We start from the raw sequence: 12,304 nt of genomic DNA on the forward strand, positions 1-12,304 counted from the left end.
GCGTTCCTCACACGGCGTGGCGGGGATCCGGCGTACCGCCCTCCTCCCCCGTCCGTACGCCTGCTCTCCGTACGGGGCGCGGCACTCGCCCCCGCCCGCGTCCGGCCGCCACTCTGGCGCCATGAACCACGCAACACCCCAAGTGGGCGCCCTCGTCAGCACCTTCACCCAGTTGCTGTCGTCCACACGGCGCGGCGCCCGTCTCGCCCGGCTCCTCACGGTGACCGAGCTGCGCTCCCGGGGCGCTTCGCAGGACCTGACCGAGCGTGCCGAACTCGTCGTCGCGGAGCTCGCCGCCAACGCCGTACTCCACGGCCGTGTACCCGGCCGCTGCTTCCGGCTCACGCTCGTCCTCGACCCGGCCGCCCGCCGCCTCCGCGTCGAGGTCAGCGACGCCCGCGGAGACCTCCACCCGCACCCCCGCCGCTCCACGGACGCCGCGCCCGACCCCCTCCCCGCCGGCGGACGCGGCCTGACCCTCGTCACCGCCCTCGCCGACCACTGGGACTGCGTCCCCTACCCGCCCAGCGGCAAGACGGTCCGGGCGGTGCTGACGACACCGGCCGGCGCGTGACCGCGTCGCCCGAGGAGAGCCCAACCCCCCGCGCCTACGCCGCCGCGGCCAGCGCGGGGAACACGACCACCGAGCCGTCCTTGTCACGGGCGATCTCGATCGCCACATCCGTCGGACGGCCGCCCACCGCGACACCGTCGCCCAGCCCACGGATCTGGTACGCCGTACGCATCAGCCGGTCGACCTCACCGTTCGTCAGGACGGGACGCACACTCTTCGGGCGGGCCAGCTCCAACGCCGACAGGCGCAGCAGGACACCGGCAAGGCCCTTCTCCAGCTCGTCGAGGCGCTGCTCGTCACCCCGCAGCGTACGGGTGAAATTCTCGAACAGGTTGTCGGGGTCGCTCTGGGCCAGCTCTACCGCCTGGAGGACGTTGACACGCCGCTTCAACGCGATCGCCAGGGCGGCCAGTTCGAGGTGGGTGCGGAACGTGCCACCCTGTTCGTCCACACCGGGGAACGACTCGGTCAGCGTGCCGATCTCGACGGGCTCGCCGTCGGGAAGCTTGTCGAGCGCGCTCGTCCACCGGGCCAGGCGGATGTCGGCCTTGCTCAGCGCGGTGTCGATGGCGTGCACCGCCGAGTCGAGTCCCAGCGAGACACCGAGCTTGCCCTGGTCCAGCAGGATGGCCGTGGCCTTGTCGATGGCGGGACGGCAGCCGTTGAGCGCGCTGTGCTCGTCGTCGAGTTTGTCCGCCTGAAGCTGCTCCAGCAGTTCCGTGATGTGCTCGATGGCCTCCTGCCGCTTGGCGTCGGCGTGCGCGCTCACCCCGACCGCCACGGCCATGAGCACGAGCGGTGCGGCCACGGTGAGCGCCGCACTGCCGGCGGCCGCGACGCCAGCAGTCGCACCTGCTCCGCCGGCTGCGCCCGCCGTTGCCGTTTTACCGACCGGCACGTACGTCACACCGGCGACGATCTTGCCCGTCACCGAATCCACGACGGAGGCACGGGCACCACCGGCCACCGCCTTCGACGGCATCAAGCGGAGGATGCCCTGCCCCAACTGCTTGGCGACCTTCGCCGGAACCACCATGCGGTACAGCCCCTCGCCGGAAGCCGTCGCCTTGGCCGCCGCGGAACCGCGCGCCGACTGTGTGATCAGCTGCGACAGGTGCTGCGCCAGCGGACTCGCGGCATCGAGCGAGATGCCCCGGCTGCGGTCGAGCTTGTCCGGCAGCGGATGCAACTCGAGTGTGGCGATCGGCCGGTCGGCCAACGCGGCCAGCACCCCGCGCAGTTCGGCCAGACGCTCAGCCGTCATCGGCCCGTCCCCGGCCACCGCCGGCACCCGGACGTCACCCGTCGCCAGCGTCCACACCGGAACGGGTGTTGCCTTGCGATAGTCGATCATCGTCCCCCCTGACTCATCCCCACGTCAGCCCACGACTGACGTCCCGGCAGAACCGTATAGCCGAATCACAGCACCCAGGGGTCACTCGACCCACATCGACCGGCTCGCCGGACCGGTGAGAATCGAACGACTCTCGCAGCATAGACTCCGTTGACAGTACCAACACACTCTTCTACGGTTCTTGCGTTGCCTGAGCACCCGGAAGGTCACCCATGCCGCAGCCCGGCTGTCTCCCCGGCACGCCCGAGTTCCGCATCAAGCTCTCCCCGGACGGCGCCGAGGCGCGCGGGCATCTGCTCACCGAGTTCGGCGGGAACGGCACGTACAAGTTCGCGCTGCGCGAGGGCTCGGTCGTGACCGCAGAGGAGTGGCCCGGCCTCGGCCGCCACGCCCGCCGGTTCCGGGCGGAGTTGCGCGCTAGCGGCGCGCTCGTCGACGCCCCGGCCGGTCCCGGCCGGCCGGGGAACGCGCCCGCGCGCTGGGTGGTGACCCGGGACGTCGAGTGCAACTCCTCCTCGGCCGCCGCCGCGCTGGTGTACGGCTACGACGCCTCCGGCCCGGAGTCGTGGCGCACCGCCGAGGGGCATCCGCTCTCCGACTACCTGTCCACCGGTTGGCGCCCTCCGCGCAAGGCGTGGCTGGTGCGCGGCTCGAACGTGTCGGGGCACAACCTGGTGCGGCAGTCGTGGCTGAAGGAGGGGTTCGTCTCGCTCGCGGGCGCGCACCTGCCACCGCTGGAGGACACCGACCCGACCAAGAGCGCGCTGCGGCGCTTCGTCGAGAAGGGGTACGAGGGAGCGCGGCCTCGTACAACCAGAAGCAGGGCCTGGTCGACGAGTTGCACGCCTTCCTGACCCAGATGCGCGTCGGCGACACGGTCGCCACCTTCGACGACGACCGGCTGCACGTCGGACGGATCACCGGGGAGGCCACGCAGAGCGCGTCGCCGGGCGGGCTGTCCAATCTGCGCCGGGCCGTCGCCTGGCGGGCGGACAGCCACGCGTACGAGGAGCTGCCGGGGGAAGTGCAGCAGAAGCTGTCCGTGCAGCACGACGTCGTGGACCTGACCGGTGTGCTGGACGCGTTGGACGGGCTTGTCGGACAGGTGGAGGGCACGGACCCGACGGAGACCGGGGACAGCGCCGAGCGGCCGGTGCAGCGGGAGCTGACGCTGCCGGACGTCGACGGGGACCTCGCCGCCGACCTCCTGGTCCACGACCGCGCCTGGCTGGAGGAGATGCGCGAACTCCTCATCGATGAGAAGCAGTTGGTGCTTTACGGCCCGCCGGGCACCGGCAAGACGTACCTGGCGATGAAGCTGGCCTAGCACTTCGGCGGCGGCCCCGAGCAAGTCAAGATCGTGCAGTTCCACCCTTCGTACGCCTACGAGGACTTCTTCGAGGGCTTCCGGCCCGTCGCCGATCCCGAGACGCGGGAGGTGGCGTTCCGGCTGACGGCGGGCCCGCTGCGGGAGCTCGCCGATCTCGCCTCCCGCGAGGGCAACGGGCACATCCCGTACTTCCTGATCATCGACGAGATCAACCGCGCCAATCTCGCGAAGGTCTTCGGCGAGCTGTACTTCCTACTGGAGTACCGGAAGAAGTCCGTCCGTCTCACCTACTCCGGGGACGACTTCTGGCTGCCGCCGAACCTCTTCGTGATCGGCACGATGAACACCGCCGACCGGTCGATCGCGCTGGTGGACGCGGCGATGCGGCGCCGTTTCGCGTTCGTGGAGCTGTCCCCCCGCACCGAGCCGACCGCCGGGCTGCTCGCGCGCTGGCTGGAGCGCGAGGGGAGGGACCAGGAGCCCGCCCGTCTCCTCGACGCCCTCAACGCCCGTATCGACGACGCCGACTTCGCCATCGGGCCGTCGTACCTGATGAAGCCGGGCGTGTACCGCGACGGCGGTCTCGAACGGACCTGGCGCACGAAGATCCTGCCGCTGCTCGAGGAGCACCACTACGGCGAGGGAATCGACGTCGCCGCCCGCTACGGTCTCGACGCGCTGCGCGAGCGGCAGCCGTGACCGTGCCCGTGCCCGAGGTGGTGCTGCACGAGTACGGGCCCGCCGTCTCCGCCCCGCTGGACGCCGCGGCCGGGCGGGCGCTGGCCGCCTCCGGCATCCTGCAGAGCGCCACCCCCGACCCCGGCCGGGACGGGCACTGGCTGCTGCGGGCGGGCAGCCGGGTCGGCGCCGTCCGCACGCCCGGCGGTCCGGTCGTGCGGATCATGCCGAAGACCCCGGTGAGCCGGCTGTTCTTCCTGCTCGGGTTCAGCCTCGACCCGGCGCGCGCCTGGCGCGACGGGCGGGAGGGCACCGTCGACACCGGCGCGTACGACGACGTCGTGCCCGCGCTCGCGCACGCCGTGGAGCGGCGGATCGACGCGGCGCTGCGGCAGGGGGTCCTCCAAGGCTACCGGGAGGTGGAGGAGTCCGCGCTGGTGGTGCGCGGGCGGCTGCGCGAGGCCGAGCAGCTCCGGCGGCACTTCGGCCGTACGCCGCCCGTGGAGATCGCCTACGACGCGTACACCGCCGACACCGCCGAGAACCGCATCCTGCGCGCCGCCGCCGAGCGGCTCCTGCGGCTGCCGGGCGTCCCCGGCCCCGTCCGGCGGCGCCTGGCCCACCAGCGGGTCCGGCTCGCCGACGTCCTGCCGCTGGTGCGGGGGCAGGAGCTGCCGCGCTGGCAGCCTTCGCGTCTCAACTCCCGCTACCAGCCCGCCCTTCGGCTCGCCGAGGCCGTCCTGCGCGGTTCCTCGCCGGAGCATCGGCCGCCACCGTCAGGAGCCGAACCGCTCGCCGTGGACGGCTTCCTGTTCGACATGAACAGGCTGTTCGAGGACTTCGTCACCATCGCCCTGCGCGAGGCCCTGAAGGAGCACGGCCTGACCGCGCGCCTCCAGGACCCCCACCACCTCGACACCGCGGGTCTCGTGCGGATCCGCCCCGACCTCGTCGTCCGCACCGGCGACGGCCGCACCCCACTCGCCGTCGTCGACGCCAAGTACAAGGTCGAGAAGGCCGACGGACTCCTCAACGCCGACCTGTACCAGGCGCTCGCGTACGCCACCGTGCTCGGTCTGCGCGAGGCGCACCTGGTGTACGCGGCCGGACGGCGGCCCGAGCGCTTCCACGAGGTGCGCGGGACAGCCGTGGGGGCGGGCGGACGGGGAGTACGGCTGTACCAGCACAGCCTCGACCTCTCCCGCGAACCGGGACAGCTCCTGTCGGCCCTCCGGGACATCGCCGGACGGCTGACCGGAGCCACCGCGCATCAGTGACCACGAAACGCCCCCGTGGCGGAAAGGAAGGAACCCCATGCCCCGGCTCGCCTTCGCCCAGAGCTTCTGGGACGGCTACGACACCCTGGAGAAACCGGTCCGAGCCGGAGTCCGCAAGGCCATGGCCAAGTTCCAGGCCATGAGCGTCGCCGAACTCAACGCGGACAAGGGACTGCACCTGGAGTCCGTCGAGAACGCCCGTGACCGGCGGATGCGCACCATACGCATCACCGACTTCTGGCGGGGCGTCGTCCTCGCCCCCGACGACGGCAGCGACATGTTCCTGCTGGTCAACGTCCTGCCGCACGACGACGCCTACACCTGGGCGGCGAAGCGCCTGTACAGCGCCAACTCCGCGACCCGGGCCCTGGAGGTGCGCAACGCCGTCGCCCTGGACGAGCTGACACCGCTGTACGAGACGGCCGCCCGCACGGCTCCCCGGCTGCTGTTCGCGGACGTCTCCGACGGCACGCTGCGCGAGCTCGGCATCGACGACCAGGTGCTGCGCGCCGCGCGTTCCCTGGTGGACAAGGCCCAGCTGGAGGCGTTCTCCACGCTCCTGCCGGAGGACCAGCTGGAGGTGCTGCAGTACCTCGCCGAGGGCTTCGGCCCGGAGGAGGTCTACCGGGACGTCGTGGCCGTCCGCAGGCCCGCCGACGCGCCCGCCGAGCCGGTCGAGGACCTGGCCACGGTGATCGCCAACACCCCCGCGCGCATCCGCCTGGTCACCGGGCCGCAGGAGCTGGAGGAGGTGCTGGAGAAGCCGTTCGCGGCCTGGCGGGTCTTCCTCCACCCCTCCCAGCGGCGCGTCGCCCACCGCACCTCGTACGGGGGTCCCGTCCAGGTCACCGGTGGTCCCGGCACGGGCAAGACGGTGGCCGCCCTGCACCGGGTCAAGCACCTGCTCGGCCGGTCCGGTGACGGCCGCGTCCTGCTCACCACGTACACGAACGCGCTCGCCGCCGGACTGCGCGAGATGCTCGGCCTGCTCCTCGACGGGGACGAGGAGCTGCTGGCGCGGGTCGACGTGACGACGGTCGACGCCTACGCGCACGGCGTCGTGCGCGCGAGGTCGGCGGCCGCGCCCCGGCCGATCGGGGACCGGGAACAGCGGCAGTTGTGGGAGAAGGCCGTCAAGCAGCTCGGTCTGCCGGTCACCGCCCGGTTCCTGGCCCAGGAGTACCGGCACGTCGTGCTCGGCCAGAACCTCCGTGATCTCGACGCCTACCTCGGCGCGAGCCGCCGCGGCCGCGGCACCGGTCTCGGCCCCGCGCGCCGCCGTGAGGTGTGGAGCGGCGTGGAGCGGTTCGAGCGGTTCCTGCGGGACCGCGGTGAGACCACGCACCTGCGGGTCTGCGCCCGCGCGGCGGAACTCCTCGCGGGCGAGCCGGCTCCGTACGCCCATGTCGTCGTCGACGAGGCGCAGGACCTGCATCCCGCGCAGTGGCGTGTGCTGCGCGCCGCGGTGTCCCCCGGCCCCGACGACCTGTTCGTCACCGGCGACCCGCACCAGCGGATCTACGACTCCCGGGTGTCGCTCGGCTCCCTGGGCATCGCCACGGCCGGCCGCAGTTTCCGGCTGCGCGTCAACTACCGCTCCACCGAGGAGATCCTCGCCTGGTCGGCACGGCTCCTCGCGCCCGTCACCGTCGACGCGCTCGAGGGCGCGGGGACGGACTCGCTGGCCGGGTACCGCTCCCTGCTGCACGGGCGCCGCCCCCACGCGCAGGGGTACGCGACCCGGCAGGAGGAGACCGAGGCCCTGGTGGACCGGGTCCGGGAGCTGCTCGACGAGGGCCTGGCACCGCACGAGATCGGCGTGTGCGCACGCTTCAACCTCTCCCTGGACACGGCCGAGGAGAAACTGGGGGCCGCCGGCATACCGGTGCTCCGGGTCAAGGGGCAGACCGCGCAGGGCGCCGAGGGGGTGCGGCTGGCGACGATGCACGCGATGAAGGGGCTGGAGTTCCGTGCGGTGTCCGTCCTCGGTGCCGGCGAGGGCGCCGTCCCGTTCGCCCGGGAGGTCACCCCGCGCGAGGCGGACCCCCTGCAGCACGACGCCGACCTGCTCCGGGAACGCTGCCTCCTCTTCGTCGCCTGCACCCGCGCCCGCGAGGCGCTGAGTGTGACGTGGAGCGGAGCTCCGAGCCCGTTCCTGCCGCACGCCGCCTGAGCCGCCCTCCCGCCGCGGACCCGTGCGGGACGCCCCCATCGGGGTGCCCTTCTCCGATGGGGCGCCCCGTGCCGTCTGTGGAGGCGAGGACCCGTCCCCCGGCTCCGCTGCCCCGTGCGCGGGCGCCCAGAGCCCGTACGGGCCCGTCCTTGCGGAAAGGAGGACGTGAGACGCCTCCAGTGCCTTGCACATCGCCTGCTCGTGGCTGCGGGAAGGCGCGACGTGCCCGAACGGCTGTGCCCCAGGTGCGATCAGGTCGCGACGGTCTCGTCGCACTCCTCCAGGAAGCCGTTCTCGAACCTGGCCCCGGAGCGGACCAGGGCGACGAGGGAGACGCCGGTGATCGCGCGCCGGCGTTCCTGGGCGGACTCGACCAGCTTGAACACCATGGCGAGGGCGGCGGCCGGGCCGCCGGCCCGCCAAGGCGTCCTCGCCCAGTCCGGACGCGGCCTGTACCGGAAGCGGATGCAACGGCCGCTCAGCGGGCCGGGGTCGGCATGGCCGACGGCCGCCACTCTCGCCTGATCAACCCGAACACCCACGAGTCGGACACCTCGCCGTTCACGACGCAGTCCTCCCGCAGTGTCCCTTCCCGCACGAATCCGAGCTTCTCCAGGACCCGGGCGGACGCCACGTTGCGCGTATCGGTCTCAGCCTGAACTCGATTCAGGTCCAGTGTGCCGAATGCCCACTTCAGCACGGCGTGCGCGGCTTCCGTCGCGTAGCCGTGGCCCCACATCGCATCGCCGAGGACGTAGCCCAACGACGCGCTGCGGTAGTCCGGGTTCCATCCGGTCAGACCGCGCCAGCCGACGAAGGCCCCGTCAGAAGCACGGTCGATGGCCACCCGCACCCCGGTGCCTTCGTCCGCCGTCTTCCGGCACGTCGCGATGAAGCGGTCGGCTCGAGCCCGTTCGTTCCACGGCGGGGAGTCCCAGTAGCGCAGCACGTAGGCGCTGCTGTGCAGTGCGAAGAGGGGATCCCCGTCGGTGTCGGTGAAGGGACGCAGTCGCAGGCGAGCGGTGTGCAGTGCGGGGGTGGCCAAAGTCATGCGCGTCATCCTGCGTCCTCACGGGGCGGGCAGAACACCGAACATCCGACCCGGACTCAACACCCTCCAGGGGAAGCGGAGACTGTCGGTGAGGCTCTTCAGCGCCCGGGTCCGACGATCGGCGGCGTTGAGAAGCACGAGGAGCTCGAAGTGGCCGTGCGGGGTTCCTCCGTCTCGTCGGGCCTGCCGGTCGAGGGCGGCCTCGAGAAGGTGCACGGCAAGGATCAGGTCCCGCCAAACGGCGACCCGGCCGGGGCTGTCGTCGAGATCGACTCGCGCGTGCGCGACGCGTTCGAAGCCCGATGATCGCGTCACACACTCGCCTTCGCGCCGCCGGCCGGAGGGAGCCATGACTCCGCCCTCCGGTGCGCGGCTCCAGCGTGTCGGGGTACGACGGTCAGGGCTTCTCCGACCTGGTCGCGTCCACCGCGCAGGACACGGTTCCCGACTTCACCGACTTCAGCCATGCCTGGCTCGCCAGGATCTTCACGGGACTCCTGGTCGACGGGTCCCAGAGCACCGCCGTGTCTCCCGATACACCGAAGGACAGATACGGGGTGCGCGGGTTCAGCGGAGGACCTTCACCGGACAGTTCGTCGAGGGCGACCAAGGGGCGCACACACGTCCACGCCGGTTCGGCCCCGAAGTAGGACGGGGGGACCTCACCGCTCTCGGCCGCCGCGACCACTTCGTTCACGGCGGTTCTGGCCGAGTCGAGAGCCTGCAGCGTCGCGCCGGCGACCATCAGCAGGAGGACGAGCACATACAGGACGATGTTGAACCCGTCTCCCGGCGCCGCGTACCCGTGGTGTCGGTGGCGGGCGAAGCCCCACCAGGCGGGCAGCACCATCACCATGCTGAACATCATGAGCAGTTTCACTCCGGCCAGCGCCTGCCAGGCGGGCGGTACGCCGAGGTCGTCCGGTGAGAGGCTCAGGCCGTCGGCGTACAAGGCGTGCAGGACGGAGCCTGCGGCCACGAACGAGGAGAGGGCCAGGGTCGCCACGAGGGGAGCCACCCAGGCGACCCACTCCCCCCAGGTCCACTGGCGCACGAGAAGCCTCAGCCCACTGATGACACCGATCACGGTCACCGTGACCACGATCTGTTCCGGTGTCCAGCCCTTCCCCTCGCTGTTGAACACCCCCAGCCCCATCGAGGTGAAGAGCATCACCAGCAACAGGGAGAGTCCGACACCCGCCGGTCCGCCCTCACGGAACAGGCCCCACCCCGCGCGCACGGCTCGGTACACGCCAAGGCATGCCACAAGGATCCAGAACCAGCGCGCAAGGCCGGGCGCGCCGGAGGCGAAGACCAGCGCCGCGGCCGGCAGAAACGCCCAGAAGACCAAGAGGAGGAGTCGGCGTTCGAATTCTTCTTCCCGCCAGTACTTCACGGAGCCCCGCCAGCGGCCGTCGAGCGGCCTCACGGACACAGCCGAGGGGGCTGCCCCGCCCATGGGCTCGGCGCGTGCCAGTCGCACGGCCTGGCGGGGCGTGCCCGAGACGATGCCGTCGATGTCATACCTGCCCAGCATCACGGCCCTGCGCAGGAGGAACCGTTTCCACCTCGGACGCCCGCCGGGGCGCCGGTGATCGACACTGACGACCCGCCAGTTGGAGAACATCTCGCGGTCCCTGTCCAACGGCTCGGCACGACGGACGTACGCCTCGATCCTGGCTCTGCGCATGATCTTGCGCAGCCGGTCCACAGCCCCGCGATCGCACCGCTTCGCCGCACCGAACAGGCGGACTTCGACCTCGTACACGCGCGACCCGGGATCCTGCCGCAGCGCTGCCGCCAAAGGCCCTTCCCCGTCCGAGTGGAACCCTCGAACGGGCCAGCCGTGCGCGTCGAAGCGCTTCTCGGCCTCCTGCCAGTCGTCGGGGCCGCCGCAGACCTCGACGAAGACCCGTACACGTCGGTCATAGCGCATCTGGGTCACGGGAGCGATCGCCTCGTCCGCCCACTGGTATCAAGTGGAACGTGCGGAGCTCGACTTGACGCCTTCGGTGATCGCATTGCCGGTCCCCCTCGGTACCGTCCGGGCCGTGGCCGGTCCCCTCGTTCCCCTCGGTGCCCGACGACGCATGGCCACAGCAGCGCGGCGGGAGGGGTTCCGGAGCGGAGTGGCTCAGCTCCGGGCGGTGGTGTCCTCGCGGCCGACCTCGTGGTGCCGGCCGTCGGGGCGGGGCAGGGGCTTGAGGGCGACCTCGATGCGGTGCGTGGAGTCGTGGCTCACCGAGCCGCCCAGACGTGCCTCGACCACGCCCAGGCGCAGGCCCGCCCCGCCCTCGCCGGCCCGGTGGAACTGGACCGAGAACTCCAGGCTGACCTGCTCCACGTGGAACCGCCAGTCGCTCTCCGCGCCTTCGGCCTGGGCCCGCGCCAGCTCCGCGCGCACCGTGCCGATGGCCTCCGCCAGACCGATCGGTTCCCCGTTCGCCATGTCAACACACCGCCACTTTCGGTTGATCGACCGATGCACCCTGCTCACAAGTCTAGGGACGCCCCGTGCTTTGCACGTAGTGTGAGACGGCATGGGGGAACTGCGTGCGGACTGGAGACTCCGGCTGCGGCGCGAGGACGCCCACGGCCCCGTCTGCGGCGCCGGCGTGCTCGTCGACCAGTACACGGCGCTGACGTGCGCGCACGTGGTGCGCCGTCCGGACGCCGTGATGTGGCTGGAGTTCGCCGAGAACGGCGGGCTGGAACCGGTTGCCGCGCGGGTCATGCCCGGCGGCTGGCTGGCGGAGGGCGCCGGCGGCGAGGACGTCGCCGTGCTGCGCCTGGACAGCCCCCGTCCGCAGGCGCGCCGCGCTCCGCTGGACACCCGGCTGTGGGGTGGTATGGAGGTGTACGCGACCGGTTACGCGGAGGGCTTCGACGACGGCATGAGCCTGTGGGGGCGGATCGGCGGTGCCAGCGGTGAGCGGGTGCAGCTCGACGCCGTCACCCGGTCGGAGGTGGTGCGCGCAGGGTTCAGCGGCGCCGCCGTGTGCACCCGGCCCGAGGAGGACCGTCCCGCCCGGGTGGTGGGCCTCGTCGTCAGCTGGCGCGGAGACCTGGGCGCGGCCCTGCCCGAGGACAACCGGCTCTCCTTCTCGTACCTGATCCCCGTCGGCCGCATCGCCGAACTCTCGCCGGTGGTCAAGGAGCTGAGCGGTCCGGGCGCCTGGGACCACGGCTTCGAGGAGCGGTTGACCCGGTGGTTCGACGACCCGGACGAGGACCCGGTGAAGATCACCGTGGTGCCCCCGGGCAGCGGCAAGGACCGCTCCCTGCGCCATCTGCTGCACCGCGCCCATGTCGTCCACCGCGGTGGCGCCAGCAGGCCCGAGCTAATCGACCACGCGCTGGACCAGGTGACCTTCCCGGCCGGCGAGTACCTGGCGTACTGGGACTGGCTGCGCGGCGCCAAGGCCCGGCGGCCCGAGCGGGCGGCCGACCGGGTGCCCGTACGGCCGGTCACGGTCCTCGTAGACGGTCTCGACGAGGAGCCGCAGCCGGGTCCTCTCATCGAGATCCTGGCCCGGTTACGGGTGTTCGGTTTCCGGCTGCTGCTCGTCTTCCGGCACGAGGGCGGGCCCGGCTGGGCCGCGTCCCGCGACCTCCTCCTGCGGCCCGCGCTCCTCCACCACGCGGACACGCTGCTCGACCGCCTGCAGCGCGCGGAGTTCAGCCGGGCGATACGCCGCGACATCGTCGACAGCGCCTCCCTCGGCTCCGTGACCGAGACCGCCGACCGGCACCGGGCCACCCGCCGCCTGCTCGACGACGTACGGGACCCGCAACAGCAACTCACCCGGCTGCGCGCCCTCATCAGGACGCTGCGCGCCGACCTGAGACGCTGCGGGGACCGGTGAC

General features: G+C 72.0%; 10 protein-coding genes and 1 pseudogene. 6 read left to right on the forward strand and 5 right to left on the reverse strand.

Going from position 1 to position 12,304, the window contains the following annotated elements; all coding sequences use genetic code 11:
* Positions 1 to 121 precede the first annotated feature (121 nt).
* Complete coding sequence (locus tag AB0A94_RS03310; protein ID WP_361738072.1) at positions 122 to 574, forward strand: ATP-binding protein; 453 nt, start codon at positions 122 to 124, stop codon at positions 572 to 574.
* A 34-nt stretch (positions 575 to 608) separates the two neighbouring features.
* Here AB0A94_RS03310 and AB0A94_RS03315 read toward each other — a convergent pair whose 3' ends face one another.
* Positions 609 to 1,928: a hypothetical protein gene (locus AB0A94_RS03315; protein WP_361738075.1), complete on the reverse strand. Its 1,320-nt coding sequence runs from the start codon at positions 1,926 to 1,928 to the stop codon at positions 609 to 611.
* A gap of 212 nt (positions 1,929 to 2,140) precedes the next feature.
* Here AB0A94_RS03315 and AB0A94_RS03320 point away from each other — a divergent pair.
* The 3 genes and pseudogenes from AB0A94_RS03320 (at position 2,141) to AB0A94_RS03330 (ending at position 7,386) form a co-directional block, all read left to right on the forward strand.
* A pseudogene (locus tag AB0A94_RS03320) lies at positions 2,141 to 3,957 on the forward strand (DUF4357 domain-containing protein).
* Positions 3,954 to 5,213 (forward strand): restriction endonuclease, encoded by a 1,260-nt coding sequence (locus AB0A94_RS03325; protein ID WP_361738078.1) that lies wholly within the window; start codon positions 3,954 to 3,956, stop codon positions 5,211 to 5,213. Before AB0A94_RS03320 ends, AB0A94_RS03325 begins: the two are co-directional and overlap by 4 nt.
* Positions 5,214 to 5,250: 37 nt before the next feature.
* Complete coding sequence (locus AB0A94_RS03330; protein WP_361738081.1) at positions 5,251 to 7,386, forward strand: UvrD-helicase domain-containing protein; 2,136 nt, start codon at positions 5,251 to 5,253, stop codon at positions 7,384 to 7,386.
* A gap of 251 nt (positions 7,387 to 7,637) precedes the next feature.
* Here the strand turns inward: AB0A94_RS03330 and AB0A94_RS03335 are convergent, their stop codons facing one another.
* Positions 7,638 to 7,775 (reverse strand): hypothetical protein, encoded by a 138-nt coding sequence (locus tag AB0A94_RS03335; protein WP_361738084.1) that lies wholly within the window; start codon positions 7,773 to 7,775, stop codon positions 7,638 to 7,640.
* 89 nt (positions 7,776 to 7,864) lie between these two features.
* The gene (locus AB0A94_RS03340) at positions 7,865 to 8,437 is read right to left on the reverse strand and encodes a GNAT family protein (RefSeq protein ID WP_361738087.1); all 573 of its coding nucleotides are present in this window, start codon (positions 8,435 to 8,437) and stop codon (positions 7,865 to 7,867) included.
* 150 nt (positions 8,438 to 8,587) lie between these two features.
* On the opposite strand from AB0A94_RS03340, the gene AB0A94_RS03345 reads away from it, so the two are divergent.
* On the forward strand, positions 8,588 to 8,743 hold the full coding sequence (locus tag AB0A94_RS03345; protein WP_361738090.1) for a hypothetical protein: 156 nt from the start codon (positions 8,588 to 8,590) through the stop codon (positions 8,741 to 8,743).
* 91 nt (positions 8,744 to 8,834) lie between these two features.
* Here AB0A94_RS03345 and AB0A94_RS03350 read toward each other — a convergent pair whose 3' ends face one another.
* Together AB0A94_RS03350 and AB0A94_RS03355 are read right to left on the reverse strand one after the other, a co-directional pair.
* Positions 8,835 to 10,373, reverse strand: a complete 1,539-nt coding sequence (locus tag AB0A94_RS03350; protein WP_361738093.1) for a hypothetical protein — start codon at positions 10,371 to 10,373, stop codon at positions 8,835 to 8,837.
* Positions 10,374 to 10,571: 198 nt separating this feature from the next.
* Positions 10,572 to 10,886: a trypco2 family protein gene (locus AB0A94_RS03355; RefSeq protein ID WP_361738095.1), complete on the reverse strand. Its 315-nt coding sequence runs from the start codon at positions 10,884 to 10,886 to the stop codon at positions 10,572 to 10,574.
* Between the two features lie 91 nt (positions 10,887 to 10,977).
* On the opposite strand from AB0A94_RS03355, the gene AB0A94_RS03360 reads away from it, so the two are divergent.
* A complete protein-coding gene (locus tag AB0A94_RS03360; protein WP_361738097.1) occupies positions 10,978 to 12,303 on the forward strand; it encodes a serine protease in 1,326 nt (441 codons plus the stop codon).
* Position 12,304 lies beyond the last annotated feature (1 nt).

Origin of the sequence: Streptomyces sp. NPDC044984 (assembly GCF_040646935.1) — a bacterium.
In the GTDB taxonomy this organism is placed as follows: Bacteria; Actinomycetota; Actinomycetes; order Streptomycetales; family Streptomycetaceae; genus Streptomyces.

Bases quoted from the DNA above. Each gene is read 5' to 3' on its own strand.
- AB0A94_RS03350 (WP_361738093.1), bottom strand. From the start codon at position 10,373: ATGCGCTATGACCGACGTGTACGGGTCTTCGTCGAGGTCTGCGGCGGC.
- AB0A94_RS03310 (WP_361738072.1), top strand. From the start codon at position 122: ATGAACCACGCAACACCCCAAGTGGGCGCCCTCGTCAGCACCTTCACC.
- AB0A94_RS03360 (WP_361738097.1), top strand. From the start codon at position 10,978: ATGGGGGAACTGCGTGCGGACTGGAGACTCCGGCTGCGGCGCGAGGAC.
- AB0A94_RS03330 (WP_361738081.1), top strand. From the start codon at position 5,251: ATGCCCCGGCTCGCCTTCGCCCAGAGCTTCTGGGACGGCTACGACACC.
- AB0A94_RS03340 (WP_361738087.1), bottom strand. From the start codon at position 8,437: ATGACTTTGGCCACCCCCGCACTGCACACCGCTCGCCTGCGACTGCGT.
- AB0A94_RS03335 (WP_361738084.1), bottom strand. From the start codon at position 7,775: ATGGTGTTCAAGCTGGTCGAGTCCGCCCAGGAACGCCGGCGCGCGATC.
- AB0A94_RS03355 (WP_361738095.1), bottom strand. From the start codon at position 10,886: ATGGCGAACGGGGAACCGATCGGTCTGGCGGAGGCCATCGGCACGGTG.
- AB0A94_RS03315 (WP_361738075.1), bottom strand. From the start codon at position 1,928: ATGATCGACTATCGCAAGGCAACACCCGTTCCGGTGTGGACGCTGGCG.